A 24,363-nucleotide genomic window follows, 5' to 3' on the forward strand; every position below is an offset into this window, starting at 1 on the left:
TATCAATAAATCTCTAACGGGTATTTTGATAATATATATAATAACTATATCTTTGGTAAGCAGCAGATAATTGTATTTGTGATATTATTATATAAGCACTTATTTTTTATGAATACGACAACAAAGAGCATAAGGACTTGGAAGAACAAAGAAGGAAATCTTTGTTTTAGCTATAATATGAAACAACCAATGGAGAAACCATTAATAATTATAGGTGTATGTATTGGAACTGTGATACTTGCTGAATATCTATGCTTTAATACTACCTATAGTTTATTTCCCCTACTGTTTTTATTTATGTTTACTTTTATGTACTGGTGTGTTTATCCATGTAAAGATAATGAAATAGTAGAGGAGATAATGATGAATAAAAATGTGAACTTACGTCTGCATAATGAATTAAAAAGGTATGATAAAAACGTCTATGAAGTGAAGCGTAAATTCCATCAAGATACAAAAGGTACATACGGTATTATAACTGGTACTTATATGTTAGTGTTATTATCTAATGGAGAAATTTTAGAATATGAATTGAAGTATCATAAGCCTACAAAAACAGAACATGCATATCATGAGTTTATAAAAAGGCCCATACAATGTACAAATCCTGAACATAAAAAAGTTATAGAAATAAGGGGTCTTATTAAATGGTGGACACAGATTACAATACCCGAAAAAGTAAAACTTTCATTAATTATACTCGCATTTGTTAGCATAGGTATTGCTTTAACTTCTTTATACTTATGGATAATAATAAAATTAGAATGGAAAGCCATTGTTTTTTTTATTGGATATATCGTTATATTTATGTTTTTACAATCACTAATCTGTAAGAGTAAAAATAGAATAGTAAAGACAATTAATTTTGCAATTTCTTTACCAATAGTAATTACTAAGATATTGTTCAATTTAATGCATCCAACAATAATAGTTTTAATGAGCTACATGTGTCTGGGGGCATATGCATTTGGAATACCTATAGTAATTGTGATAGTTTTAAACTTCTTACTTGGTCTGAATATTTCATGGGAAACTATGTTTTTCATTACACTTGCAGTAGGTTCTATTATCAGTGTTCACGGGGCAAAGTTTATTCATTGGATGATAAAAGAACACTCTCCATTGAAGAATTGGGAAAACCATAAATATGAAGCTGTTCAGACTGAATTAGCTCTCTATGTTATCAATAAGAATAATGTGAATTTTCTTATTTATTTATCATACTTCTTATTTCTCTCTATATCAGGATTAATGCAAATACAGTATAATGAACCACTGATAACAACTAATATTGATAGTGCGATATTGAAAGCTTTTCTTGTTTTCATAGCCTTCTCAAATATGGTCAATAAATCAAAAGATGTCGAAATAAAGACAAAACCATTGTTAGACAAGATGATTAGATTGATAACGACACATGATGAATAATAGATTTTGCTATTTCGTAATATGATAAACCATAAATTTACTATAAGTATTCATTCTGTAAATAGACTTTCCAAAGCTGAATAAAACATTAACAAAGGTAAGCTCCGTATTCCGTCCGTTCAAGTCCAAACCCTACGGGTTTGGAAGAAAATCTCCACGCCTGCGCTACGCTCCGGGTAGTATTTTCTTCCAAAGGCTTGCACAGACGGATTACTACACTGGTAGAGTTAATGTTCTTAGTCAGTTTCGGAAAAAATGTGTTTTTTTTAGGACGGTAGGTCATTCCTGTCGTTCCTTGTTGTAGTAGGTCTGCAAAAGCTATTCTATATCGCTTTCACGGTAGATTATTTTGCCTTTTATCTGAATATAAGGGATAACACCCGTATCTCTCCATTCTTGCAGCGTCCGGATGCTTACTTTCAAATATTTGGATGCTTCCCGGTTGCTTAGAAACTTTTCGCCGTTCAGGTGTGGCTTGCTTTCTTTTGCCAGTTTACCGATACCCTCTAACATTCTTTCCATAGACTGGAAGAAATTCTTAATTATCTCACTATTGCCGTTTATAAGTTCCATATTGTTATACTGTTCAATTGATTTATAATTGGTTTGAATGATTGACATACATACACCTGTCAGTTACGTAGATACTCGCCATAATAGGATATGGAAATACTATCTTTTATCGCATCATAACTTATATAAAGCCGTTTAAAGGCTTCAACGATAAAGTAACGGTTATCTTCTTTCTGTATCTCGTAAATGGCTGGTTTTGCCTGTCCGTTATCTGATACATGGAGCATCGAAAGGAAATGTATTTTCTTGCTTTGGTATATCATTACCGTAGGATGAAGATTTAAACTTTCCCATATTCCGACAATAGCAGACAATTTGAAGGACTGATTTACTCCCATATTATTTTCTTCTTTCTTTTCCATAGGGCAATATTTATTTGTTGTTTGATTTATAATTCGCTTTCTTGTTTTCCGTACATTCTGCAACCAGTCTTTCAATATCGGCAGATTTATAGTACAGTTTGTTACCGATTTGGGAATGACCCAGCTTGCCACTATCCCGATAGTTCTGCAAACTTCGGATGCTGATACCGAGCAGGGCACACACTTCACGACCTGATAACCATTTATCCGGCTGACAAGTATTCTCTTTACAAATCCGTTCCACTTGACTGACGAAACTGGAGAACCGCCCACATACTTGTTTAAAAGTCTGTTCCTCAATAGTTACGATATTCATACGTCTTTTTCTTTTGGCTGGTTGAATATTCCTTTTTGTATTTCTTTCCGGTAGAGAGCCGAAAGGACATCATTGTGCGCACCTAAATGTTCTTCCAGTACGTTATCAATGAAATTTCCGATGCTTACTTGTTTGTTTGTAATCACGCCTACAATCTGAACGATACGTTTTTGTATCTCTCCGCTTATGTACACGCTTTGACGGTTGCAAACCGACCGTTTTTTAAGGAACACCGATTTATAACTTTCCTGTTCCTTACTTGCTGTTTCTTGTAATGATTGTTTTACTTCTTCCATACATTTAATTTTTAATGATTTATAAATAAGTTGATTGATTCCCGATACTGATTGAAAAAATGCAAGCCAGTTTTATAACTATGTCCCTTTATCTTTAAATAGCTTTCAAATATGGTTTAAAACTATATTCGGACCTTGTTTTACTGTCTTATATATTGCTACCACTCAATCATTTTTCAGTAAAGAAAGAGGTAAAAACAAACGCTTTTAAAAATGGGATTACTTTGTCTGTTTATGTCACAATTTGGCGCAACCGCCTATATTTCGGGAGGGAATTACTGTCTGTAATTTTGCAACTGATAAACAGACAGAGGATAAAGCCAAACCGCTTGCTTTTGCAATCTGACTATAGGGAAGATTTTTGTTATCACATGATAACAGCAAGTTGTGTTTTGAGACCCGCGCTTCGCTTTTTGTGCCTCAAAACCTTGCCACCTTTTAAGGTGGTTGGTTTTACTCCGAAGTCGTAAAATCAGTAAATAATTATCATTATGGAACAGAAAAAGAAGCCATTTAACAAAGGTGGGCGCAAGCCTAAACTTGACCCACGAACACACCGCTATTCTCTTAATTTAGACGATGTGGAGAACGCTAAGTTCTTAGCCTTTTACGACCAATCAGGCTACAAGGTAAAGGCGCATTTCATTAAGAACTGTATTTTCGGGAAATCGTTTAAGGTGCTTAGAATTGATAAAAGCAAGGTAGATTATTACATCCAACTCTCCCAATTGTTTTCACAATTCAGGAGCATAGGCATACTGTATAACCAAACGGTGAAAGAACTCCATTCCAATTTTGCGGAAAAGAAAGCACTTGCCTTGCTTTACAAACTGGAACGATACACTGTTGAACTGGTAAAGACGAACCAGCAGATTATTGCGCTTACCAAACAGTTTGAAGCATCTTATAGGGAAGAGGGAACAATATCAGCAGGGAAGTAAATACAGACTTGCCAAAAGAAAAACATCCCGGAACTGCCACGTGTACAGTTCCGGGATGAATTTCACTCTTACTTATTCGCTCCATGTTCTTTCTCGAACTTTCGGAGCGTACCCACATCGAACCGTTCCTTTATGAACTCACGCACATCCGAAGCCCGATAGTAGGCTTTTCCGCTAATCATCATAAAGGATAGCATCTTTTTACTTCGCAATCTCTGTAATGTTCGGGTGCTAACTTTGAATAACAGGCACAAATCCTGATTATCCAAAAGTTTATCGCCCGGTATTACTTCGGGATTGGTTTGCAAACTCTTTACGTCTTTGCCTACTTCTTCCAATTTATCAAGAAGTTTCTGCATCCAGTCTTTAAACTCGTAATTATCTACATACATATTGCTTCATTTTTCTGATTATACACTAATGATTACCAAACGATTGATGAAGCAAAGTTCAGAAAAGGGAAGCAAACAAATTACGGGGTAGCATACGCTACCCCGTATAAATTGATGCTAAACACCTGATTATCTATACCCTTTATTTTCGTGTTCTTTGCGGATAAGGTTTGCCAGTTCATTAAGGAACTCTGTTAGTTTGGCTGGCTTTCGCTTGATGACATCCATGTATTTTTGATGATAATCACCTAATTTAATGTTAAAGAGCCATTCAAAGGCTTTTCCTAAGTCCGTCAGGTGAACAGGTTTTTCATTTTGATATATTATACGTTTTGACAGGAATAAGCCGCTGACTATTTCCATGATGTTGATAAGGCTTGTTTTGTCTGCTAAATGGAGAGGAGAAAGGGATAGTTTATTTGCGTGTTGCTCGAATTGTTCGGGGTATTTGATACGCAGATTCACTATGCGTACTTCTGTTTTGATTAGTTCTATTGCTTCATCAATCAAATGCAAATAGGGTATTTTTTTCTTGCTCAAACCGCACACGATACTATTTAAGTCGATGTAAACCAAAGGAGAAATAACGAAGTAAAACGCAATAATCCTGTTCGTTTAAACTAAAATCAGCTAAATGTGTAGCCAGTTCTTCAATAGCTTCTGTAAATTCGGATGCAGAAACTTTACGCTGTGAGTATTCCGATAATAATCGGAAGAATCTCTGTTCCAATAAATTATTCATTATGGGAATTATAGAAAGAAGTCCTACCAACATGGTAGAACTTGCTTTTTTAATAAGTTATTTATTTACAAACTGAAAATCATATTCATTATATCTGTTACCAATATTAGGATATTTTTTTAAAAGCAGTTGAATATTAGAGACATCTTCCATTGATAGATTTACATCTACCGCTTTTGCATTTTCTTCTAAATACTTAATCCGTTTAGTTCCCGGAATAGGAATTATATTTTCACTTTGTGCCAATATCCAAGCTAAAGCAAGTTGGGCTGGGGTTATTCCTTTGCTTTCTGCTATTTCTGCAATTTCAATCAGTTTTTGGTTATTTTCCCAATATTTACCGTTATAACGTGGCAAATGCTTGCGGAAATCATGTTCTTCCAATGCATTTACGTTAATAGTATTTGTTACTAAACCTCTGCCTAACGGTGAAAATGGAACTAAAGTTACACCTAATTCTTTTGTCAATGGCAGAATCTCTTTTTCGACATCATGTGTTAATAAAGAATATTCACTCTCAACCGCAGATATAGGATGAACATCACAAGCTCTTTTTAGTGATTCGGGAGAACATTCGCTTAGTCCCAAATAGCGCACTTTACCCTCTTTAACTAACTCTGCCATAGCTTCAACTGTTTCTTCGATTGGTATTGTGGGGTCAATCCGATGCGCATAATACAAGTCTATAGTTTCGATATTTAATCTTTTCAGACTGTTCTCTACAGCTTGTTTTACATATCTTGGAGAAGCATCCACATAACTTTCACCACCAGCGAACACGCTACCTTGACTATTGCGTAAGCGAAAACCAAATTTTGTTGCAATGAAAATCTGATTTCTTTTTTCTGCTAATACTTTGGATAGTAATTCTTCATTAGCACCATTTCCATACACATCCGCAGTATCCCAAAAATTAATGCCAAGTTCTAAAGCACGATGCAATGTCTTAATGCTTTCTTTTTCATCGGCTACTCCATAAGCAGCACTCATTCCCATACAACCCAATCCGATAGCGGATAGGTTTACTTCTGTTTTGCCTAATTTTCTGTACTTCATTATTTATATTTTTTAGTCGGTACAAAATTAGGTAATGCAAATATGGCTGATTAACACTATTCAAAGCATCATTTGCACAAATCAAATAATTGTTGCTCTCTAATTTCGCTTGGCGTTTTTCCTGTATGCTTACGATAGAATTTACTGAAATAGGCTATGTTTTCAAATCCCAAGCTATAAGCAATTTCTGAAATAGAAAGATTACTATGTAATAAATACTGGGTACATTCTTTAATTATTCTTTCCGCAATCATTGTAGAAGTAGTTTTTCCAGTAGTATCTTTTACCACTTTATTTAAATGATTAACGTGTACAGACAAACGGTTTGCATAATCGGCAGGAGTACGCAAACTTAATACTGAATGTGGATAATCAACAGGAAATTGTCTATCCAATAATTCTATGAATAATTCGGTAATACGTTGCGAAGCATTTGGATGTGATTCATATTTATTTAACTCCTGCATTTTTAAAGCTGTATGTACCAACAAATGAAGATAACAACGTAAAACATCATATTTGTTTGCATAGTCTGACTGGTTTTCTTCCTGCATTTTGGTATATATATCCAAAACTTTGGTAATTTGTGTATCATCCAAGAAGAAAACTTTATCTCCCGTTACTTTGAACAATGGACTATTAGCCAAAGAACTATTTTTTTCTTCTGACTGTACAAATTGCTCATTAAATATACAAAACATTCCTTTCTGTTCTTCACTGATTGATTCCCAAGCATAAGGGACTAAAGGATTAGAAAATAACATTGCAGGACGATTTACTAAAATCCATTTATCTGCATAATATAGTTTTCCCACACCAATAATCAAAGTGACTTTGTAAAAATCTCTGTAACTGAATTGTACTGTCCCAAAATTACATTGTCGGGAGAGAACATTGAAATATGGTTTCTCCTTAGAGTAGGTTGTACCCAGTTGAGGGTCACAACGTTGGATTCTTTTATAGAACTGTGGAATACTTTCGGACATAGTTTATAATTTGCTATGACAAAATTACGAGAAAGTCTAAAGATACAATAAATTATATTTCATAATTAAAAGAAAATAACTATTTTTGTAGTGAGATTTTTGAAATTCTGGAATATCAAGTAAATAAAGGTAGATAGCACGTTATTAAACCGTTACCCCCTTCTTTTTAATATATCATGTAATAATATGTATTACAGATAATTATGATTTAACGTAATAGTAATTGCAAAAGCATAATAGGAAATTTCTTACATACAAAATGGAGCTTATAGATATTCAAGTTTTATAGAAATGAATAATCAGAAATTTAAAGAAGAATTCAAATTACTGTTAGAGAAAACTATTTTCCCAAGCGATATAAAAGATGAAGAACGTAGTAGGGATTGGAACAATATTATTAGTTATACAATGGCTAATGTTCCTTCAAAACTCTATAGATTTAGGGCATATAATGATTATAGTGTTGATTCTCTAAAAAACAATACTATATCTTTGGTTAGGCCAGACATGTTTTATGATATGTATGATTCTTTAATATATGTAGATACAACAAAAATTGAATCCTTGATTAAAAATGCGTTGAGTCCTGCTTCTCTATTAAAATTTATTGAATATTGTCATGAAAAAAAAGAGGTTCCACCATTATTTACTTCAATCTTCAATGATGAAATATGTCAATCGGTATTGGAAAATATTTTATCAATGTCAACAGATAATATTGTTGACGGAGTAAAAGCTATTTCAACATGGGACATTACACCTATTAAAGAGTTTGTAAAAAGAAGTGTTGTCCTTACTGAAAAATTAATAAAAGAAAATCCCATGACTAAAATAGCTTGTTTTACAGAGGATGTATGTTCTAAAATTATGTGGGATAGATATGCAGATGGTTATAAAGGATTTGCTGTAGAATATGATTTTTCGGAATATGTATTTAGTCTTTGTGCTAAATGTGATAAGAGAGATTGTTTAGACAGGGTTCATCCATATTTGTTTCCTATAATTTATTCTGATTGTAGGTATGATGCAACAGAAATAGTACATTATTATTCTACACTGGATATGTCACAACAAACTAAATCTCAAAATAATATTCCATTTCCCGATACTTTGTTTTGGATAAAAGCCTTTTTATATAAAGATAAAGAGACATACGTTTACGAAAAGGAGTGGAGATTTATGTGTTGTTGTGAAAATCGGGTACAAGAAAATCATATAGAGTTAACTGTTAAGAAGCCCACAGCAATCTATTATGGTACATATTTACCTCTTGAACAGAAAAAGAAATTGAGTTTAATAGCAAGAAGTAAAGGTATTAAGGAATATGAAATGTATGTTAATAATAATACGGCTTCATATTCACTTAATTATAGAGAAATAGAAAATGATTAGTTTGATATGCGAGTAATATTTAGTATATTAGTGTCTTTTTTGTTTCATTCTTTTCCATTCTTTTTATTATACTTTCCATAAAATTCGACAATGAGAAAAAAGGTATTTTGTTCCGAAACCGAAATGCAGCAATGGCTAAGCCGACTCCTTCATAAGGAAACAGACACTGCCCTAGCTGATTTGATATTGAATGCTGCTGATTATGGTAGTGAAACGGTTTTTGACGGTTTGGATTGGAAAAGTAATAAAATAATAGAGTCTTATAAGTGGTGTCTAGAGTCGTTATATACCAATGAAATTATTGTAGAAAATGAAAATATATCTTTGGAGAAACAAGAGATACTAAAACCTGATTTTTTATTGTTTGCTCCAGAAACCTCCTCACTTGTTTGTATTGAGTTGAAAAACGAGAAAAATGCAACTCGTCAGGTGGGAACCGAATTGGGGGCGTATATAGGAGAAATACGTTCTCAATTACCTTTCTTTTCTGAAGGTGAAATTGTTTTTGTCATTATTTCAACATCATGGCCTACATTGTTAAAACATTATGTAGTAAATGAAATAATTTGGTTGAATAGGCATATTATTTGTTTGGAACCAACAATTGATGATGAAGAGAATGAAAGACTAAGAATTCTGGATTTATCGGAAATCTATGCAAAGAAATATGATATATTGATTGGGGAAAAGCATTTGGGAGGTTATCATGTTGGTTTATATGATCATAAACATGACTTACGTACAAAAGAGAAATTACTTCGGAACATACTTCAGTTAATGGCTGATAAGGGGGAGAGGTTACATGGGCATGGTTTTGCTTTTCTATGGAAAAATTCAGTGGAACAATCGTCTGCTCCATATGTAATCACGATAGTCGACATTTCCTCTTTTTCTTTGATAGATAACCATTCTTCACATGCTGTTCCTAATAGTAATATGATGGAGAAATACCAACATATTATTAATGAGTATGATCCATATTCACAAGGTCAATCTGTTGATTGTTTATATACATTTGTACGGAATATTGCAAAAGATATATGTAGTCCGAATATTGAACATGCTATGACTTGGGATATTCTTATAAGAGAAATGGATGAACAAAATGAGACAATAATAGCGTATGCTTCATGGGGGATATTTCGGGAGATATTTACAGAGAAATTAATTGCAAATGTTCATTTAGAAGACTTTGATGTTGAAATGGATAGTCCTATCATAGGATTTGATAGTATATATGAGATTGTTGATCGTAATTATGAACTGATACAACATTATAGGGAACTGGGATATTCTGAGAGCGACATTAGAACATATTTGTTAGACATGGATAGCCATCCTCATTTTTAAAGAAGGATTTTCAAGTCTTACGATGTAACTATTGTAAGATTTGAAAGATCTGTATAGCAAAAATTGGGTGATATACAATATGTTATCTCTATATTATTTTCAGGTCATATTGAAAGGATTTGATGCTTTTCTAAGTAGCCGGCTGGAATTTATATAACTTTCTGCTATGAAGAACGAATTTGAATTCTTATGTTTATCTTTGCAACCACATTTATAACGGATAAGGATTTCCGCGATAATCTTACTTATGAAACAGAAACGTATACCATTAGTAGGAGAACAATATCTTGTTCCTTTTATTTTGATTACCTCGCTTTTTTTCTTGTGGGGATTTGCGCACGCTATTCTGGATGTACTGAATAAGCATTTTCAGGAATTGCTGAACATTTCGAAAGCACATTCGGCCTTCATACAAGTGACGATGTATATGGGGTATTTTGTGATGGCTATTCCTGCAGGGTTATTTATCAGCCGTTTTGGTTATCGTAGAGGAGTCGTTTTCGGGTTATTACTCTATGGAATAGGTTCGCTACTTTTTATTCCGGGACAGTTTTATTTGTCATTTAATCTTTTTCTATTTGCTTTGTTTGTCATTGGTTGTGGATTGACGTTTCTGGAAACTGCTGCAAATCCATATGCCACTGAATTGGGAGCAAAAGAGACAGCTGCCAGCAGATTAAATTTTGCGCAATCTTTCAATGGATTAGGTTGTATTTGTGCACCTGTGTTGACGGGATTACTCTTGTTTCCGGAAGATAGTACAGGTGGTTCGGGAAATGTGGCTTTACCCTATGTCTGTATGGGAGTGATAGTGTTATTGGTTACTGTGGTATTTACGAAAATCAAGTTACCGGAGATAGAACATTGTGTAGAAGTAGATAAAGACGGTAACCAAGTGAAACTATGGTCACACCGTCTTTTCATTTTTGGGCTTATCGCATTGTTTGCCTATGAGGTAGGAGAAATCTCTATTAATAGTTTCTTTATCAATTATGTGGTAGAGCAAGGTTGGATGAATGCTCGTGATGCTTCATTGATACTCTCTTTCGGAGGGTTGGGACTGTTTATGCTGGGACGATTTATTGGTAGTTGGATAATGGGGCGTGTCTGTGCAGAGAAAATGTTGCTGATATGCGCTACGGGAACAGTGCTGACCACTTTGGTGGTACTATTGGATGTAGGGATGGTCTCATTGGTGGCACTTCTATGTGGATATGCCTTTGAAGCGATAATGTTTCCAACTATATTTGCCCTGTCGCTCAGAGGACTGGGTAATCATACCAAACGTGCTTCTTCTTTCTTGATGATGTCTCCGGTAGGGGGGGTAGTGGGGCCTCTACTGATGGGATTGGTTGCTGATCATAGTACAATGGTGATGGCATTCACTGTTCCTTTGGTGGCATATAGTGTAGTGTGGTGTTATGCGCGTAAAGTAGTTTATGTTTCTTGATTTTTTAGTAAAATATTTTTTCTATAAGAAACAAAAAGAGTCTTTATATTGTTATTTATCTACGATAAAAATTGAATAGATAACGATGAAACAGGATTTTACTACAAGTCGTGTATACAATCTCTCGGGAATGTTTACACTTACTCTTCGTCTGGTAGTAGGCTGGACGTACTTTTCTGTATTTTGGAGACGTATTGTATTGGAGAATAGATTAGTAGAAGATTCTCCGGGATATATCGGAGAACAATTTAATCATTTTCTTCCAAATGCATTGGGAATTAGACCCGTGATAGAATATTTGGTGGCTACACCCGATATTTTATGGTGGTCGATGCTTATTTTTACTATCATTGAGGGGATAGTCGGTTTATTGTTCATGTTGGGGTGTTTTACCCGTTTGGCAAGTATTGGGGTAATTATTTTGGCAGGTGGTATTTTGTTGGGATCTGGATGGATAGGTTCTGTTTGTTTGGACGAATGGCAAATCGGAGTACTGGGGATAGCTACCGGCTTCACAATTTTTTTAGCAGGAGGAGGTCATTATTCTATGGATAATCTATGGATTTCTAAAAATCCTGGATTTAGTGAATGGAAATGGTATTCTTGGGTTGCTTCCGGAGAATTTCCGTTACAAGGGGAATCTTTGAAAAAGTTGGTACTTATAGGTAGCGGAGTAATTTTGTTCTTGACGTTATTTACCAATCAGATGTTTCATGGAGGGGTATTTGGAGAACTACACAATATGTCGGTAAAACCCAAAATAGAGATTACAGATGCAAATCTGCAGGATAGAAGACTTCAGTTTACCATGTCGAGGGTTGAGGGTATTGATGTTTATGGTTCTTTCCTTATTGGTATTGCCCTGGAAGATATGGAGGGTAATAAAATTCTTAATTTGAATATGGAAGACTTGGCTCATTTTCCCACTGGAAATATACATAATAAGTATGTAGCAAAGGTGAAACCGGGCAGACACAGTATGATTATTCCACTCGGAGCCAAGGCAACGCTCAACATTGAAAGCGCCGGCTTAATAAACCTTTCTCCGGGAAATTATAACCTGATATTGACTGATATCAGCGGAATGACTTGGGAACAGGAGATAATTAAAGGTTATTCCTGACGAAGAACTTAATACAGGAGATATCCGGCAACACCCGAGAATATTATCAATAAGATGGGATGTAAATTCCATTTCCATGTCACGCCAAAAGCTCCTACAAAGATGAGCAGACTTTTATAATCAATGAAATTTTCTTTGTTCATCAGTAGTAGGGCAGCAGCGGCTATTAATGAAACAGACATAGGCAGTAATCCGGACATTGCTGCCTTGATATATTTATTATTCTTGCACTTCACGAAGAAGTAGGAGATGAGGAGTACTAGCAGGAAGGAAGGTAGACAGACGGCAACCGTAGCAACCACGGCTCCCCATACACTTTGTGTGACGGAATAACCTACATAGGTGGCACTGTTGATACCTATCGGACCAGGTGTCATCTGTGAAATGGCTACCACATCGGTAAACTGTTGTAAAGTGAGCCAGTGATGATGGTCTACTACCTCATATTGTATCAGGGATAACATTGCGTATCCACCGCCAAATCCAAACATGCCAATCTTTAAGTATACTAAAATGAGTTGCCAGTATATCATATTTGTAATTTTGTCAGTTTATCTTTTAACCATAATGTGTATATCATTCCTCCCGCAATACCAGCCAAGACAATGTAGACAGGAGACAGTCCAAACTGCCAGATTAGTACTGTGGCGATGGCTGGGAGTATCAGCTGCCAATATCTTAGTTTCAACGCTTTCACCGCAGAGATACAGGGAAAGAGGATGAGGGCAACTACTGCTGGGCGGATACCATTGAAGATGCGTATCATGACTTGGTTGTCTTGGAAGTGGGCGAAAAACATGGCTATCAACATCATAATGGTGAAAGAAGGAAGGATGGTTGCTAGTCCGCACACTAAACTACCTTTTACTTTATGTAGCTTGTAACCTACAAAGATAGATATGTTTACCGCAAATACACCAGGCAGAGATTGGGTGAGTGCAAACATTTCCATAAAATCCTCTTTGTTCATCCATTTTTTTTTAATGATTTCACGTTCAATGAGAGGTATCATGGCATAACCACCACCGATGGTAAACATGCCTATTTTGGCAAAAGTAAAGAATAAAATCAGGTATTTTATCATGTTTCAGGTTCTATACTTAAAAGGTTGCAATATAGAATAAAAACTCCAGTATTGCAACCTTTTCAAGAGGAATAAGATGATGTTATTACTTCATTTTATTCAAATTTTCTTGTGCTTTTTCCGGTTCTACGGTCAATGCTTTGGTAAACCATTCTTGTGCTATTTCAGAGTCACCTGACAACCATGCCAGTACCCCCATGTTGTTCCATGCGCGCGGATCATCTTTGACTCTTTCCATATACTGTTTTGCACGGTCAAAGTCACCATAAACAATATTAGCGGATGCTGCATTGATATTTGCCACAACATCCTGCGGATAGTTGGTGGCGGCAATCTCATATACTTCCTTGTATTCCTTTGTGCCCGGCTGGTATTTCTTTGCTACCCCATACATTTCTTGCAGGTTCAGCATTTTCGGATTAGTATAGATGAGTTCTGCGGCTTCCGAGTTACGTACTTCTCTAATTTCGTATTCAACAGAGATAGACAAACGGCGTAGACGTGAGAAGTAGTCATTAACCATTGTGCGGTAAGAAGTTCCCAAACCGGATTTTAGTCTTGCTTCACGTACATCCAGGTTCGGATATTTTGCTATGATTTCCAATGCCTTTTCTGCATAAGCCGGTTTCTCTTCTTTGAGCATTTCGATGAGACTGTTCCAGTCTTCACCGGCTGATGTAACCTTCAGAATACTATCTTGGAAGTTATAACTTCCCTTCAGATAGAGTGCGAAAGAATCTGCGCGTTTGGTAGCTACGCGATCATTCGTCTTGGCAGAACCGTCGGGTGATGCATAACCACATATGTTGATAGCCTTAAAAGTGATAAGGTCACCTTCAGTCAGAGGATTTAGCGTTTCTTTCAGCTTCTGCAATTCAGCGGAATTATTCTTGTAGTCAGCTTTAAATTCAGTACCACCTACTGCGTACTCTATATATAAGGTGTTTTGTTCTGAACGTATTTTTAGTGGTTGCTCAGTTGGAGTAAGGTAAGATACCATGTTCATACAAGGTTCACAAATTGCGCCTTTTTGCGGTAGGGCGGGAGCTTCTTCCACAATTTCCGGTTCTATTATCTGAATTTCGGGTAAGTCGATAAGGCAGTCTTTCTTGCCTTCTTGAAGTATCCACATATCGGCCTTACTCATCCATTCCTGATAAGGAATGGAGATTTTATAGTCTATACGGTCTTGACGGTCAGCAGACTTGCCTTTAACAATGGTATACGGTTGGGTATAATCACCTTTCTTGGCGATACGGCGATCTTTACGACGCATCTTGAAGTGTTTCTTGCCACTTACCACTACCGGAGGGAGAGTTTGATAACTCTTTCCATAAAACAGTACAGGAGTAAAGGCATAAGACTGCGTACTGTTGACTTTTACTTCTTCCACATTGAAGTCAAAATCCAGTGTAAGTGTATCATTTTCTAGTGTCAATGTCGGTTTGGTTACTTTAACCTCACCTGCAAATGCCGTTAAAGGCAATATTGCAAATAGTAGACAATATATTTTTTTCATATTCTTCTATATTTTAATGAATAGGTGTTTTAGAGTGACTGCACTTCTGTTACTTTGTATTTACGTTTGTGCTTTGGTCCGAAGGTAAAGTTGATACCCATGTTTACGTTAACTTGCGCACGGCTGATAGGAGCGAAGTAGGCAGGCTCATATTTGCACATTGGCATATCTGCAGCAAGAAAGAAGTTGAAACCACGTGGGTGGAAGTTCAACATTAGTCCGGCTGTTGAACCGAAATTGGACAGAGCATAGTTCAGTGATGCTTCAAACCATGAGATAGGGGCAACATTAGCAGATATACGGGCTTCTGTCCAAGTATTTACTCCTTGAATACGGGTAGTGGACAGAAAACCGAAGTTCAAGCGATCATAAGCGGGAAGAGTGTACTGCGCGCCTAAATGCAGGGTAGCTGCCAGAGCTGTAGTACGTTTCATGCCTTCGCCTGCTTTGTCGAACTTAGCCATGTCGGCAAGGTCATCTACTATTTTGTCGACCTGGTTATCCAATTTATTTTCTTTATTATCGTCGGTATCTTCGAAAGGAACATCTTTGAAACCATCGAACTCAAATGTCTTGGTCATGGTACCTTTAACGGTATTTTTCCATGAAATAAAACCAAGGTCAATGATAGATGCAGAGAAGCTCCACTCGTCGTTCAAGCGATAGGTTGCACCCAAATCAATTGCCATACCAAAGCCTGTGGGGCCAATGTTGTTGTCATCGAAATCCACTCCGTCATAATCAATCTGGTCATTGGTACCTTCTTTCAAGACATCTGTACGATTACCGTCAAGATCCAGTTCGTAGTCATCTTTTTGATAGTTACGTGTTTCTCCCTTGGTAGGTATTATCAATCCTTTTGCCGATACGTATGCTTCAGCGCCTTGGGGAGTAATACTCCATCTGTCACCCGATACATGAAGATCCATTTGGTCAATGCGTACGGTAGCTTTTGCAAGTCCTACCAAAGCTTTTAGTTTGGCACCTACAGTCAAATTATCATTGATTTCGCGGGCATGACCAAAAGCAATCTCGGCAAAGTTGGTACTCGTGATATTGATGTTCTTTAGTTTATAATGACTGTCGTTAGATTCTTTCATAAACTTGAACAGCTCATTAGGCATAGAGAAATTGACATCGGAACGTACACTGATACCTAAAGTGTTAAACCCTCCCCAAGCATGGAAACCTATTCCAAGAATTTGTTCGTTGAGGTCTACACCTACCTTAACACGATTGGGGAGTTTATTGAGGAATTCTTTGGTACTTACGCTTTCATTCATGAAAGTAGTCAGTCCTCCATCTTGTGTTTTATAGATAAAAGTTCCTACACCAGCTGTGGAACGTGCGCCTACATAGAGATTACCCAGTCCTGGCATACTGACGTATCCGCGTTCGCCCATGAAAGCCGGATTTAGTAAATGGCGGTAGGTAGCACCTTCTAAGAAATATGCCGAACGTGAGGTTTGTTGTGCCATCATTCCGCTTGTAGCGGCAGTCGTAAGGACTGCCACCATTATTTTTTTATATAATTTCATAATAGTAATTCTGCTTTAAATTAATTCAAATCAAAGTTTGCTTTTTTTATCTTTACTTTGGCATTCTCAATCTTGACCCATTGGGTTGCTTTCAGCGGTAAGCCTGCCGTGGTTTCATTTGCTTTGGCGTGAATGGTTAGTTCCAGCTTGTCCAATTTCTTTAGATCGGCACTGGAGGTTGCTACCAGGCGAATTAAGATAGGAGTCTTAACTGCACTGTCTTCAGTGATGGCTCCACCTATTTTCCCGTCTTTTATATCATTGGCATATACGGTTGCCTCAATGGTTGTCAGTTCGTTACCGTCAGTATCTTGTGCCTTGGCACTTAAGTTCAAATCCAGAGGGACGTTATTCAGTGCATCTGCCAATATTTCCAATGTTGCGGAAGTTGTTTTGTCAAGTACGTCTTCCAAGTCGCTGTGCAGGTCATCAATAACATCAATATAGTTGATATTTAAATCCTCGAATTGCAAAGGAACGGTTACATCATATTCACCGGTGATAGTCATATCCTTGGAAATGTCTACATGATGTTCTGTACCGTTATTTGCTTTGGCATTCATATGGAACTTCACTCTATCGGGAACGCGGGTCATTACTTTGTTTAAATTAGACACTACTACATTTTCGTAATGATGGGTCGCGTCATTTTCAGGCATATTCATGGCTTCACGTGAAAGCATGAACACACTTGTCTTTGTTTCTTGACCCACATTTGTTGGTTGCAATTGGAATTTAATGCCTTCCACTCGTGAGTTTTCTATTTCCTTATCATTTTCGTCTACACCATAAATCGTCAAATTCATGTCTACCGGTACACCTACCGTATTGTTAAGTGTCAACTTAATTTGTGGGTTTTTGATGTCGAGTTCATTTCCTTCATCTTTCAGGAAGTCAAGATCATCGCCGAGGTCGAGTTCAACGTTCTCATCCACATCGTCTATCACCGGATCTACTTCACCTGTCACTAAACCTACCGGCATTTCGTCGATGGTGACGGTTGGAGTGACTGTGATACCTTTTAATCTATCTGTGTTGATGTTGTCACCTCCCAAAGTTTTAACATCACCCAGAATGTCTACCTTGGTTTCATTTTCATCGGTTATTTTCAGCCATGTCTTTCCGTTCTCCACTGTAGTTTTCAGGCCTGTGCCGTTGTTCATGTAACTGAAATCCATACCGGTGGTTTCCAAAGGTTTGGTGTAGCCTTCCAGTACTTTGAATTTATCATTCAGGGTCAATACATTTTTATCATAGTCCATTCCTTCAATACCTGCCGCAAATTTAACAAACTTAGGTAATTGAATTTTCAAATCACTGAATTCCAGTTCTGAAATTTCTTCTTTGGGGAAGTTGTCAGAGAAATTGATATGTAATGTCATTTTAGGAGTACTACCTGTTTTCCAAGCAACCGTTTTTAGAATTTTCAGTGCTTCGTCTACGTCTTCCTTGACTTCAAAAGAAGTATTGTCTTTTACTTCTGCAGTATAAGATTTAGCATCTACAAAAGCATTTGTAATTTCCATTTTCCCACCGTTTACAAATACGTCCATTTCTTTTTTGTCCAGGTCGGCAACATCTGTAGAACTGATATTGTCTTTTTGGAGTATCATAGGTGCATTATCTTTCAGATAATACGTCACGGGATCGGTTAATTTGATAATAGGCTTTCCGTTTTCCATGACCGGCTTGCCTTTATCCGTACCGGTAAAGTTTACTTGTTTCAGAAGAAGGGCGACTTTTGCGTCGGGCAATGCGGTTGCCGGTATTGTCAGTTCATTTCCTGTATATGTAATGCCATTATCAGCTTCTTTTAATTCCATTTTATAATAAGAAGGGAATTCTATAACCAGATCACCACTTTTGAAGTCTACAGGCAATTCCAAACCTTTGGCGATATCCATTGCTAAAATGGAATTATCCTTGAAATCAACAGAGTGGACTTCGTTCACGTCTTCCAGTCCGTCAATGGTAGTATTCATTTCTACGGTACCGCGTTTCATATTCGCTTCAATATCATTGGTGGTCACCAATGCATGGTCGAAGATGAAATCGGTTTTTTCCATCTGAACACTGAGCATGTCGGTTGAGGTTGGGGCTTTTTCCGTGGTATATGTGAAATTGTACGTGATTTTATCATGGATTTCGATACCTGTCGGAAGGCTTGCATTCAGTTTCTGTCCATATACATAAAACTCATAAGTTGCTTTGGATTCAGTTTGTAATCCTCTGGCCAATTGAATGCTGTTGCCTGGTTGCTTTTCCCCGTTTGCATTGTACAAAATGAAATTTACAGGGAACTTGACGGTAAAGTCCGTGATATTTATCATTCCGGCAGGAGCTATAACGTTGAATGCTATTTTCTGTCCATATTTCTTGTTGCCGCTTTGATCTTGCAATACAACTTCATGTATGGTCTTTACTTCTTTCGGCCATTCCTTTTTATAGGTAAATTCAAAAGGGCTTTCCTGGTCATTGATTGTACCTCCGCCGGTAACAATCGGTCTCATTCCGGTATCCATGCTTATGTCTTCTGGCAGTTTTACGTCCACGACAATGCTTGGCGCATCCAGTTTGGACGAGCTTTTTTTGTCTGCAACGTTGAAGTCATCCAAGCCGGCTTCGAAATCTACAGTTGTTCCACTAAAACTGGGTTCGTCTATCTTTATATTTACCGGATCTACCTTGATACTTACGTCATCAATTCCATCATTTTTCTTGATAGCATACGTTTGGTCATCCATTTTCTTCAACGTTTCCGATTCGTCAATGAGCTTGTCCAACGTGGTTTGTTCAGAATATCCCAATGGGATGGTAAAAGCATCTCCACCTACGGAGATATTCATGTCAATGTCCTTGTTGAGGTCGTAACCATTGTCGATACACGATGTAGTTATTCCTAAGGAGGTTAGTAACATAACCGCATTGACGAACGGTTTTCTTGTAGCTTTAAACATCATAATCTTATTGTTTATAGTTTGTTTGCTGTTGTTTACACAACATGAGTTAAAAATCAGAAATACAGATTAATTAAAAGGTATTATAGAATACTTTTTAAATGCGGTGCAAAGATATGAAAAATCTTTAATTAGGTAATGAGAAAACAATAAAATCTAACATTTTCTTTTATGTAAATGTCTGTGTAGCATACAAGAATTGTATAAATTTATATAATTTGTTTCTAAAAGATTAAATTATTATTTGTTTTTGGTCGTTTTATTCTTAAATCTATTTAAAACTTATTTATATGGTAGAGTTTAATACTTATATTTAACACCTGAAAAAAAATATACCAGTATTTATTAATATTATGCAAGTAATTCAATTGCAAGGAAACGACAAAAGGCTTTATGAGCTTGTAGCTCCTCTGGTGATGAATCCTGAGGTACTCAGACAAAATCACAATTATCCCTTCCGTACTACCGAAAATTTCGCATGGTTCATTGGGATGGAAAAGAAAAATGTTATTGGTTTTATTCCTGTAGAACATAAAAAAAAGGAATATATAATCAATAACTATTATGTGAAGGACAATAAGGAGGAAACTCTGAAATTACTCTTGGAAAAGGTTATATCTGAAACGAACGCAGATGTAAATCTTACTTCGGTCACTTTTATTGAACATAGACAGGTGTTTAAGGAACTCGGCTTTTCAGAGGAAAAGGTTTGGACCCGTTATGTGAAAATGAAAAAAGACAGATGAATATGGTGCCATCTAAAAATGTATATGAACTTGCACAAGAACGTATTAGCTTAATATTTAAAGAATTTGACACCGTTTGCGTCTCTTTCTCCGGAGGAAAAGATAGTGGTGTATTGTTGAACTTATGCATAGATTATGTCCGTCGGAATAACTTGAAGCGGAAACTATGTGTATTTCACATGGATTATGAGATACAGTATACATATACTATTGATTATGTAGACCGTATCTTAAAAGCTAATGCGGATATTCTGGAGGTTTATAGGGTATGTGTACCTTTTCGTGTCACTACCTGTACTTCTATGTATCAGAGTTTCTGGCGTCCGTGGGATGATAGCATGAAAGACATTTGGGTACGGCAAATGCCGCCGAATTGTTATACTAAAGATGATTTTCCGTACTATACGGAGAATATGTGGGATTATGAATTTCAGATGCATTTTGCCAAATGGCTACATTTGCGAAAAGATGCGGTACGCACCTGTTTCCTCATCGGTATCCGTACACAAGAAAGTTTCAACCGTTGGCGTGCTATTCATTTGAGCAGGAAATATCAGATGTATCATAATTATAAGTGGACTTCGAAAATTGGTAATGACATCTACAATGCTTATCCTATTTATGATTGGAAAACTACGGATGTCTGGATTGCAAATGGTAAGTTTGGTTATGATTATAATCATTTGTACGATCTGTATTATAAAGCAGGGGTCAATATTGAACGGCAACGTGTAGCAAGTCCTTTCTTGTGCGAAGCTCAGGAGAGCCTGTCGCTCTACAAAGTAATTGATCCCAATACTTGGGGAAAAATGATCGGACGTGTTAATGGTGTAAACTTTACCGGGATATATGGAGGGACACATGCAATGGGGTGGCAAACGGTCCGATTGCCCAAAGGATATACCTGGAAAGGTTTTATGCAGTTTCTACTCTCTACCTTACCCGAGGAAACTCGGCGTAACTATCTGAGAAAGCTGACTGTGAGTATTGAGTTCTGGCGAACCAAAGGAGGGTGTCTCAGTGAAGATACCATTCGGAAGTTGATGGATGCCAATATTCCTATTGAAGTGATAAACTATACGAATTACAAGACTAATAAGAAGCCTGTGCGTATGGACTATCTGGACGATATCGATATTGCTGAGTTCAGGGAAATACCTACTTACAAACGTATGTGTATCTGTATTCTGAAAAATGACCATGCTTGTAAGTATATGGGGTTTGCCCTGAATAAAGAAGAGATTTATAAACGAGACAAAATTATGGAACAATTCAAAAATATGATGTTATGAGTGTAGATAAAAGTCCGGTGTATGGTGTAAAAGCAATTCCTGTAGACAAAATACAGGCTAATGATTACAACCCTAATGTAGTGGCACCTCCCGAAATGAAGCTTTTGGAACTTTCTATTTGGGAAGATGGCTTTACTATGCCTTGTGTTTGCTATTATGACGAGAATACGGATCAGTATATTTTAGTCGATGGTTATCACCGTTATCAAGTGATGAAGACTTCCAAACGAATTTATGAACGCGAAAACGGATTACTGCCAGTTGTTGTTATTGATAAGGATTTATCCAACCGTATGGCATCTACCATTCGTCATAATCGTGCACGTGGAGCACATAACATTGAATTGATGTGCAACATTGTAGCAGAATTAGATCGTGCCGGAATGTCCGATCAGTGGATAATGAAAAACATCGGTATGGATCGTGATGAACTGTTGCGTTTAAAACAGATTTCTGGATTGGCGGATTTGTTTGCGAATAATGATTTCAGTATTCCAGATGCCAAGCAAGAATATATTCCTTAACAAATAAAATTATTCTTTTACAAAACTTGCATAAGTTAACCAAATCGCCTACATTTGTCAGCATAAACAAAACGAACAGGTTTCATAAGTCTTCGGACATTAGAAAATAGTTGCATGAAGAAAATTTTGGTAAGCGGTGGTGCTGGTTTTATTGGCTCTCATCTGTGTACACGGTTGATTAATGACGGACATCATGTAATATGCCTTGATAATCTTTTCACCGGTTCAGAGGATAATATAACTCACTTGAAAAACAATCCTCATTTTGAGTTTGTGCATCATGATGTAGAGTTTCCGTTTGATGCGGAAGTTGACGAAATATACAACTTAGCTTGCCCCGCTTCTCCAATCCACTACCAATATGATGCCATTAAGACTATAAAAACCTCTGTTTTGGGAGCCATCAATATGTTGGGACTGGCAAAGAAAGTGAATGCAAAGATTATGCAGGCTTCTACCAGCGAGATATACGGTGATCCGGTAGTGCATCCCCAAATGGAAAGTTATTGGGGAAATGTAAATCCGATAGGTATTCGTTCTTGTTATGATGAAGGTAAACGTTGTGCCGAAACTTTGTTTATGGATTATCATCGCCAGAATGGTATACGTATTAAAATAATACGTATATTCAATACGTATGGTCCGCGTATGTTGCCTGACGATGGGCGGGTGGTATCCAATTTTGTAGTTCAAGCGTTGCAGAATGAGGATATTACGATTTATGGTACAGGTCATCAATCACGTAGTTTTCAGTATGTAGATGATTTGATTGAAGGAATGGTGCGGATGATGAATACGGAAGATGATTTTACCGGGCCGATAAATTTGGGAAATCCGAATGAATTTTCCATTTTGGAGCTGGCTGAGAAAATTATCAAATTAACAGGAGCCAAGTCGAAGCTGATTTTCAAGCCCTTGCCACATGATGATCCTAAACAGCGCCAACCGGATATTACGTTGGCTAAAAATAAATTGGGGTGGCAACCTACCATTGAATTGGAGGAAGGCTTACGCTACATGATAGAATACTTTAAGGACTACCGTTCTTAACCTTATAATATCGGAAACGGAAAAATACATAAAAAGATGAATATGGAAATAAACCATTCTGAGTACAAGATCCTCATCGTAGATGATGTGATGTCAAATGTGTTATTGTTGAAAGTACTCTTGACAAATGAGAAATTTGCAATCGCTACGGCAAGTAATGGCCGGCAAGCTTTGGAGCAAGTGGATAAAGAACATCCCGACTTAGTGTTGCTAGACGTAATGATGCCTGATATGAGTGGTTTTGAAGTCGCGCAGCATTTGAAAGCTAATGCAAATACAGCTGATATTCCAATCATCTTTTTGACAGCTTTGAATAGTACTACAGATATTGTGAAAGGTTTCCAGGTTGGGGCTAATGACTTTATATCCAAACCTTTCAATAAGGAAGAATTGATAATCCGAGTTACTCATCAGATTTCATTGGTAGCAGCCAAACGTCTTATTCTGAAGAAGACAGAAGAACTTCAACGAACCATTGCCGGTCGTGATAAATTGTATTCTGTTATCGCCCACGACTTACGGTCTCCAATGGGGTCTATTAAGATGGTGCTGAATATGCTCATCTTGAATTTGCCTGTAGAAAAAATTGGTGACGAGATGTATGAGTTGTTGACTATGGCTAATCAGACTACTGAGGATGTATTTTCTTTGTTGGATAATCTGTTGAAGTGGACCAAAAGCCAGATTGGTAGCCTGAATGTTGTATATCAGGATATTGATGTGGTAGAGGTTGTGGATAGTGTAATAGATGTATTCAATATGGTAGCCGGATTGAAGAAGATTACTATTCGTGAAGAAAAGGTTGATAAGCTACCTGTAAGTGCAGATATAGATATGTTGAAGACAGTGGTACGCAATTTGGTAAGTAATGCCATTAAATTCAGCAATGAAGGTTCCGAGGTACTGGTCAAGATGGAAGAGAAGGATGGCATGGCGGTAGTCAGTGTCCATGATCATGGTTGTGGAATCGATGAAGAGGGGCAGAAGAAGTTGTTGCATACCGACACGCATTTCAGTACATTTGGCACTAATAATGAAGAAGGTTCCGGTTTAGGATTGCTGCTTTGCCTGGATTTCGTAAACAAGAATGGCGGTAAACTGTGGTTCACTTCCAAACAAGGAGAGGGGTCGGTATTTAGCTTCTCAGTTCCTTTGAAGAAAGGATAAGGAAAAATGGTAGGTATTATATCAATGGAAAGGAGATTGTCCAGGAATTTACATATCCTTATATGATGTAACAATTTTA

26 protein-coding genes are annotated in these 24,363 nt (G+C 36.8%); 11 read left to right on the plus strand and 15 right to left on the minus strand.

Translation table 11 applies throughout. The features are described 5' to 3' along the window. Nucleotides 1-108: 108 nt before the first annotated feature. Entirely contained in the window at nt 109-1,428 is a 1,320-nt protein-coding gene (locus C1A09_RS04690; RefSeq protein WP_101542586.1) for a hypothetical protein, read from the plus strand. 88 nt (nt 1,429-1,516) lie between these two features. On the opposite strand, the gene C1A09_RS04695 is transcribed toward C1A09_RS04690, so the two are convergent. The 5 genes from C1A09_RS04695 to C1A09_RS04715 are packed head-to-tail and all read right to left on the minus strand — an operon-like array spanning nt 1,517 to nt 2,975. Then, entirely contained in the window at nt 1,517-1,711 is a 195-nt protein-coding gene (locus C1A09_RS04695) for a hypothetical protein (RefSeq protein ID WP_101542587.1), read from the minus strand. Between the two features lie 35 nt (nt 1,712-1,746). After that, nucleotides 1,747-2,001 (minus strand): helix-turn-helix domain-containing protein, encoded by a 255-nt coding sequence (locus C1A09_RS04700; RefSeq protein WP_101542969.1) that lies wholly within the window; start codon nt 1,999-2,001, stop codon nt 1,747-1,749. A 59-nt stretch (nt 2,002-2,060) separates the two neighbouring features. Next, nucleotides 2,061-2,363 carry a DUF3876 domain-containing protein gene (locus tag C1A09_RS04705; RefSeq protein WP_032588498.1) on the minus strand — a complete coding sequence of 101 codons (303 nt, stop codon included), beginning with the start codon at nt 2,361-2,363 and terminating at the stop codon, nt 2,061-2,063. 10 nt (nt 2,364-2,373) lie between these two features. Continuing rightward, nucleotides 2,374-2,679, minus strand: coding sequence for a helix-turn-helix domain-containing protein (locus tag C1A09_RS04710; protein ID WP_101542588.1), 306 nt, complete (start codon nt 2,677-2,679; stop codon nt 2,374-2,376). Beyond that, on the minus strand, nt 2,676-2,975 hold the full coding sequence (locus tag C1A09_RS04715) for a DUF3408 domain-containing protein (RefSeq protein ID WP_101542589.1): 300 nt from the start codon (nt 2,973-2,975) through the stop codon (nt 2,676-2,678). Before C1A09_RS04715 ends, C1A09_RS04710 begins: the two co-directional genes overlap by 4 nt. Before the next feature lie 491 nt (nt 2,976-3,466). On the opposite strand from C1A09_RS04715, the gene mobA reads away from it, so the two are divergent. Continuing rightward, nucleotides 3,467-3,916: a conjugal transfer protein MobA gene (gene mobA, locus C1A09_RS04720; RefSeq protein ID WP_008777163.1), complete on the plus strand. Its 450-nt coding sequence runs from the start codon at nt 3,467-3,469 to the stop codon at nt 3,914-3,916. A 68-nt stretch (nt 3,917-3,984) separates the two neighbouring features. On the opposite strand, the gene C1A09_RS04725 is transcribed toward mobA, so the two are convergent. The 5 genes from C1A09_RS04725 to C1A09_RS04745 form a co-directional block, all read right to left on the minus strand. Next, nucleotides 3,985-4,308, minus strand: a complete 324-nt coding sequence (locus C1A09_RS04725; RefSeq protein ID WP_101542590.1) for a helix-turn-helix domain-containing protein — start codon at nt 4,306-4,308, stop codon at nt 3,985-3,987. Between the two features lie 129 nt (nt 4,309-4,437). Continuing rightward, nucleotides 4,438-4,857: an RteC domain-containing protein gene (locus tag C1A09_RS04730; protein ID WP_180949190.1), complete on the minus strand. Its 420-nt coding sequence runs from the start codon at nt 4,855-4,857 to the stop codon at nt 4,438-4,440. A gap of 4 nt (nt 4,858-4,861) precedes the next feature. After that, nucleotides 4,862-5,050: a hypothetical protein gene (locus tag C1A09_RS16475; RefSeq protein ID WP_245874972.1), complete on the minus strand. Its 189-nt coding sequence runs from the start codon at nt 5,048-5,050 to the stop codon at nt 4,862-4,864. A gap of 57 nt (nt 5,051-5,107) precedes the next feature. Further along, nucleotides 5,108-6,106: an aldo/keto reductase gene (locus C1A09_RS04740; RefSeq protein ID WP_101542592.1), complete on the minus strand. Its 999-nt coding sequence runs from the start codon at nt 6,104-6,106 to the stop codon at nt 5,108-5,110. A 68-nt stretch (nt 6,107-6,174) separates the two neighbouring features. Then, on the minus strand, nt 6,175-7,092 hold the full coding sequence (locus C1A09_RS04745) for a helix-turn-helix domain-containing protein (protein ID WP_011202722.1): 918 nt from the start codon (nt 7,090-7,092) through the stop codon (nt 6,175-6,177). 291 nt (nt 7,093-7,383) lie between these two features. On the opposite strand from C1A09_RS04745, the gene C1A09_RS04750 reads away from it, so the two are divergent. The 4 genes from C1A09_RS04750 to C1A09_RS04765 all read left to right on the plus strand — a co-directional run bounded on the left by C1A09_RS04750 (nt 7,384) and on the right by C1A09_RS04765 (nt 12,407). Further along, the gene (locus C1A09_RS04750) at nt 7,384-8,484 is read left to right on the plus strand and encodes a DUF2971 domain-containing protein (protein WP_101542593.1); all 1,101 of its coding nucleotides are present in this window, start codon (nt 7,384-7,386) and stop codon (nt 8,482-8,484) included. 90 nt (nt 8,485-8,574) lie between these two features. Further along, nucleotides 8,575-9,834: a hypothetical protein gene (locus tag C1A09_RS04755; RefSeq protein ID WP_101542594.1), complete on the plus strand. Its 1,260-nt coding sequence runs from the start codon at nt 8,575-8,577 to the stop codon at nt 9,832-9,834. A 247-nt stretch (nt 9,835-10,081) separates the two neighbouring features. Beyond that, nucleotides 10,082-11,284 (plus strand): sugar MFS transporter, encoded by a 1,203-nt coding sequence (locus tag C1A09_RS04760; RefSeq protein WP_101542595.1) that lies wholly within the window; start codon nt 10,082-10,084, stop codon nt 11,282-11,284. An 85-nt stretch (nt 11,285-11,369) separates the two neighbouring features. Then, the gene (locus C1A09_RS04765) at nt 11,370-12,407 is read left to right on the plus strand and encodes a TQO small subunit DoxD (RefSeq protein WP_101542596.1); all 1,038 of its coding nucleotides are present in this window, start codon (nt 11,370-11,372) and stop codon (nt 12,405-12,407) included. A gap of 8 nt (nt 12,408-12,415) precedes the next feature. Here the strand turns inward: C1A09_RS04765 and C1A09_RS04770 are convergent, their stop codons facing one another. The 5 genes from C1A09_RS04770 to C1A09_RS04790 form a co-directional block, all read right to left on the minus strand. Next, on the minus strand, nt 12,416-12,940 hold the full coding sequence (locus C1A09_RS04770; protein WP_101542597.1) for a chromate transporter: 525 nt from the start codon (nt 12,938-12,940) through the stop codon (nt 12,416-12,418). Beyond that, nucleotides 12,937-13,491, minus strand: a complete 555-nt coding sequence (locus C1A09_RS04775) for a chromate transporter (protein ID WP_101542598.1) — start codon at nt 13,489-13,491, stop codon at nt 12,937-12,939. Before C1A09_RS04775 ends, C1A09_RS04770 begins: the two co-directional genes overlap by 4 nt. A gap of 85 nt (nt 13,492-13,576) precedes the next feature. Beyond that, the gene (locus tag C1A09_RS04780; protein WP_101542599.1) at nt 13,577-15,010 is read right to left on the minus strand and encodes a DUF3868 domain-containing protein; all 1,434 of its coding nucleotides are present in this window, start codon (nt 15,008-15,010) and stop codon (nt 13,577-13,579) included. 29 nt (nt 15,011-15,039) lie between these two features. Continuing rightward, nucleotides 15,040-16,548, minus strand: coding sequence for a DUF5723 family protein (locus C1A09_RS04785; RefSeq protein ID WP_245874959.1), 1,509 nt, complete (start codon nt 16,546-16,548; stop codon nt 15,040-15,042). Nucleotides 16,549-16,568: 20 nt separating this feature from the next. Further along, nucleotides 16,569-19,508 carry a hypothetical protein gene (locus C1A09_RS04790; protein ID WP_145998968.1) on the minus strand — a complete coding sequence of 980 codons (2,940 nt, stop codon included), beginning with the start codon at nt 19,506-19,508 and terminating at the stop codon, nt 16,569-16,571. A gap of 347 nt (nt 19,509-19,855) precedes the next feature. Here C1A09_RS04790 and C1A09_RS04795 point away from each other — a divergent pair, with 347 nt between their 5' ends. The 5 genes from C1A09_RS04795 to C1A09_RS04815 all read left to right on the plus strand — a co-directional run bounded on the left by C1A09_RS04795 (nt 19,856) and on the right by C1A09_RS04815 (nt 24,284). Beyond that, nucleotides 19,856-20,251: a hypothetical protein gene (locus tag C1A09_RS04795; RefSeq protein WP_101542601.1), complete on the plus strand. Its 396-nt coding sequence runs from the start codon at nt 19,856-19,858 to the stop codon at nt 20,249-20,251. Nucleotides 20,252-20,253: 2 nt separating this feature from the next. Then, complete coding sequence (locus tag C1A09_RS04800) at nt 20,254-21,543, plus strand: DUF3440 domain-containing protein (protein WP_101542972.1); 1,290 nt, start codon at nt 20,254-20,256, stop codon at nt 21,541-21,543. Continuing rightward, nucleotides 21,540-22,067 carry an IbrB-like domain-containing protein gene (locus C1A09_RS04805; protein ID WP_101542602.1) on the plus strand — a complete coding sequence of 176 codons (528 nt, stop codon included), beginning with the start codon at nt 21,540-21,542 and terminating at the stop codon, nt 22,065-22,067. Before C1A09_RS04800 ends, C1A09_RS04805 begins: the two co-directional genes overlap by 4 nt. 114 nt (nt 22,068-22,181) lie before the next feature. Next, nucleotides 22,182-23,117: a UDP-glucuronic acid decarboxylase family protein gene (locus C1A09_RS04810; protein ID WP_101542603.1), complete on the plus strand. Its 936-nt coding sequence runs from the start codon at nt 22,182-22,184 to the stop codon at nt 23,115-23,117. Nucleotides 23,118-23,153: 36 nt separating this feature from the next. After that, nucleotides 23,154-24,284, plus strand: coding sequence for a hybrid sensor histidine kinase/response regulator (locus C1A09_RS04815; RefSeq protein ID WP_101542604.1), 1,131 nt, complete (start codon nt 23,154-23,156; stop codon nt 24,282-24,284). Nucleotides 24,285-24,363: the final 79 nt, after the last annotated feature.

The sequence above is a fragment of the Bacteroides cutis genome (assembly GCF_900241005.1).
Lineage (GTDB): Bacteria > Bacteroidota > Bacteroidia > Bacteroidales > Bacteroidaceae > Bacteroides > Bacteroides cutis.

Coding starts and splice junctions, on each gene's coding strand:
- C1A09_RS04715 (WP_101542589.1), bottom strand. CDS start 2,975: ATGGAAGAAGTAAAACAATCATTACAAGAAACAGCAAGTAAGGAACAG.
- C1A09_RS04775 (WP_101542598.1), bottom strand. CDS start 13,491: ATGATAAAATACCTGATTTTATTCTTTACTTTTGCCAAAATAGGCATG.
- C1A09_RS04770 (WP_101542597.1), bottom strand. CDS start 12,940: ATGATATACTGGCAACTCATTTTAGTATACTTAAAGATTGGCATGTTT.
- C1A09_RS04695 (WP_101542587.1), bottom strand. CDS start 1,711: ATGACCTACCGTCCTAAAAAAAACACATTTTTTCCGAAACTGACTAAG.
- C1A09_RS04690 (WP_101542586.1), top strand. CDS start 109: ATGAATACGACAACAAAGAGCATAAGGACTTGGAAGAACAAAGAAGGA.
- C1A09_RS04785 (WP_245874959.1), bottom strand. CDS start 16,548: ATGAAATTATATAAAAAAATAATGGTGGCAGTCCTTACGACTGCCGCT.
- C1A09_RS04760 (WP_101542595.1), top strand. CDS start 10,082: ATGAAACAGAAACGTATACCATTAGTAGGAGAACAATATCTTGTTCCT.
- C1A09_RS04800 (WP_101542972.1), top strand. CDS start 20,254: ATGGTGCCATCTAAAAATGTATATGAACTTGCACAAGAACGTATTAGC.
- C1A09_RS04710 (WP_101542588.1), bottom strand. CDS start 2,679: ATGAATATCGTAACTATTGAGGAACAGACTTTTAAACAAGTATGTGGG.
- C1A09_RS04780 (WP_101542599.1), bottom strand. CDS start 15,010: ATGAAAAAAATATATTGTCTACTATTTGCAATATTGCCTTTAACGGCA.
- C1A09_RS04815 (WP_101542604.1), top strand. CDS start 23,154: ATGAATATGGAAATAAACCATTCTGAGTACAAGATCCTCATCGTAGAT.
- C1A09_RS04740 (WP_101542592.1), bottom strand. CDS start 6,106: ATGAAGTACAGAAAATTAGGCAAAACAGAAGTAAACCTATCCGCTATC.
- C1A09_RS04750 (WP_101542593.1), top strand. CDS start 7,384: ATGAATAATCAGAAATTTAAAGAAGAATTCAAATTACTGTTAGAGAAA.
- mobA (WP_008777163.1), top strand. CDS start 3,467: ATGGAACAGAAAAAGAAGCCATTTAACAAAGGTGGGCGCAAGCCTAAA.
- C1A09_RS04755 (WP_101542594.1), top strand. CDS start 8,575: ATGAGAAAAAAGGTATTTTGTTCCGAAACCGAAATGCAGCAATGGCTA.
- C1A09_RS04810 (WP_101542603.1), top strand. CDS start 22,182: ATGAAGAAAATTTTGGTAAGCGGTGGTGCTGGTTTTATTGGCTCTCAT.
- C1A09_RS04790 (WP_145998968.1), bottom strand. CDS start 19,508: ATGATGTTTAAAGCTACAAGAAAACCGTTCGTCAATGCGGTTATGTTA.
- C1A09_RS04765 (WP_101542596.1), top strand. CDS start 11,370: ATGAAACAGGATTTTACTACAAGTCGTGTATACAATCTCTCGGGAATG.
- C1A09_RS04705 (WP_032588498.1), bottom strand. CDS start 2,363: ATGGAAAAGAAAGAAGAAAATAATATGGGAGTAAATCAGTCCTTCAAA.
- C1A09_RS04745 (WP_011202722.1), bottom strand. CDS start 7,092: ATGTCCGAAAGTATTCCACAGTTCTATAAAAGAATCCAACGTTGTGAC.
- C1A09_RS04700 (WP_101542969.1), bottom strand. CDS start 2,001: ATGGAACTTATAAACGGCAATAGTGAGATAATTAAGAATTTCTTCCAG.
- C1A09_RS04805 (WP_101542602.1), top strand. CDS start 21,540: ATGAGTGTAGATAAAAGTCCGGTGTATGGTGTAAAAGCAATTCCTGTA.
- C1A09_RS04725 (WP_101542590.1), bottom strand. CDS start 4,308: ATGTATGTAGATAATTACGAGTTTAAAGACTGGATGCAGAAACTTCTT.
- C1A09_RS16475 (WP_245874972.1), bottom strand. CDS start 5,050: ATGAATAATTTATTGGAACAGAGATTCTTCCGATTATTATCGGAATAC.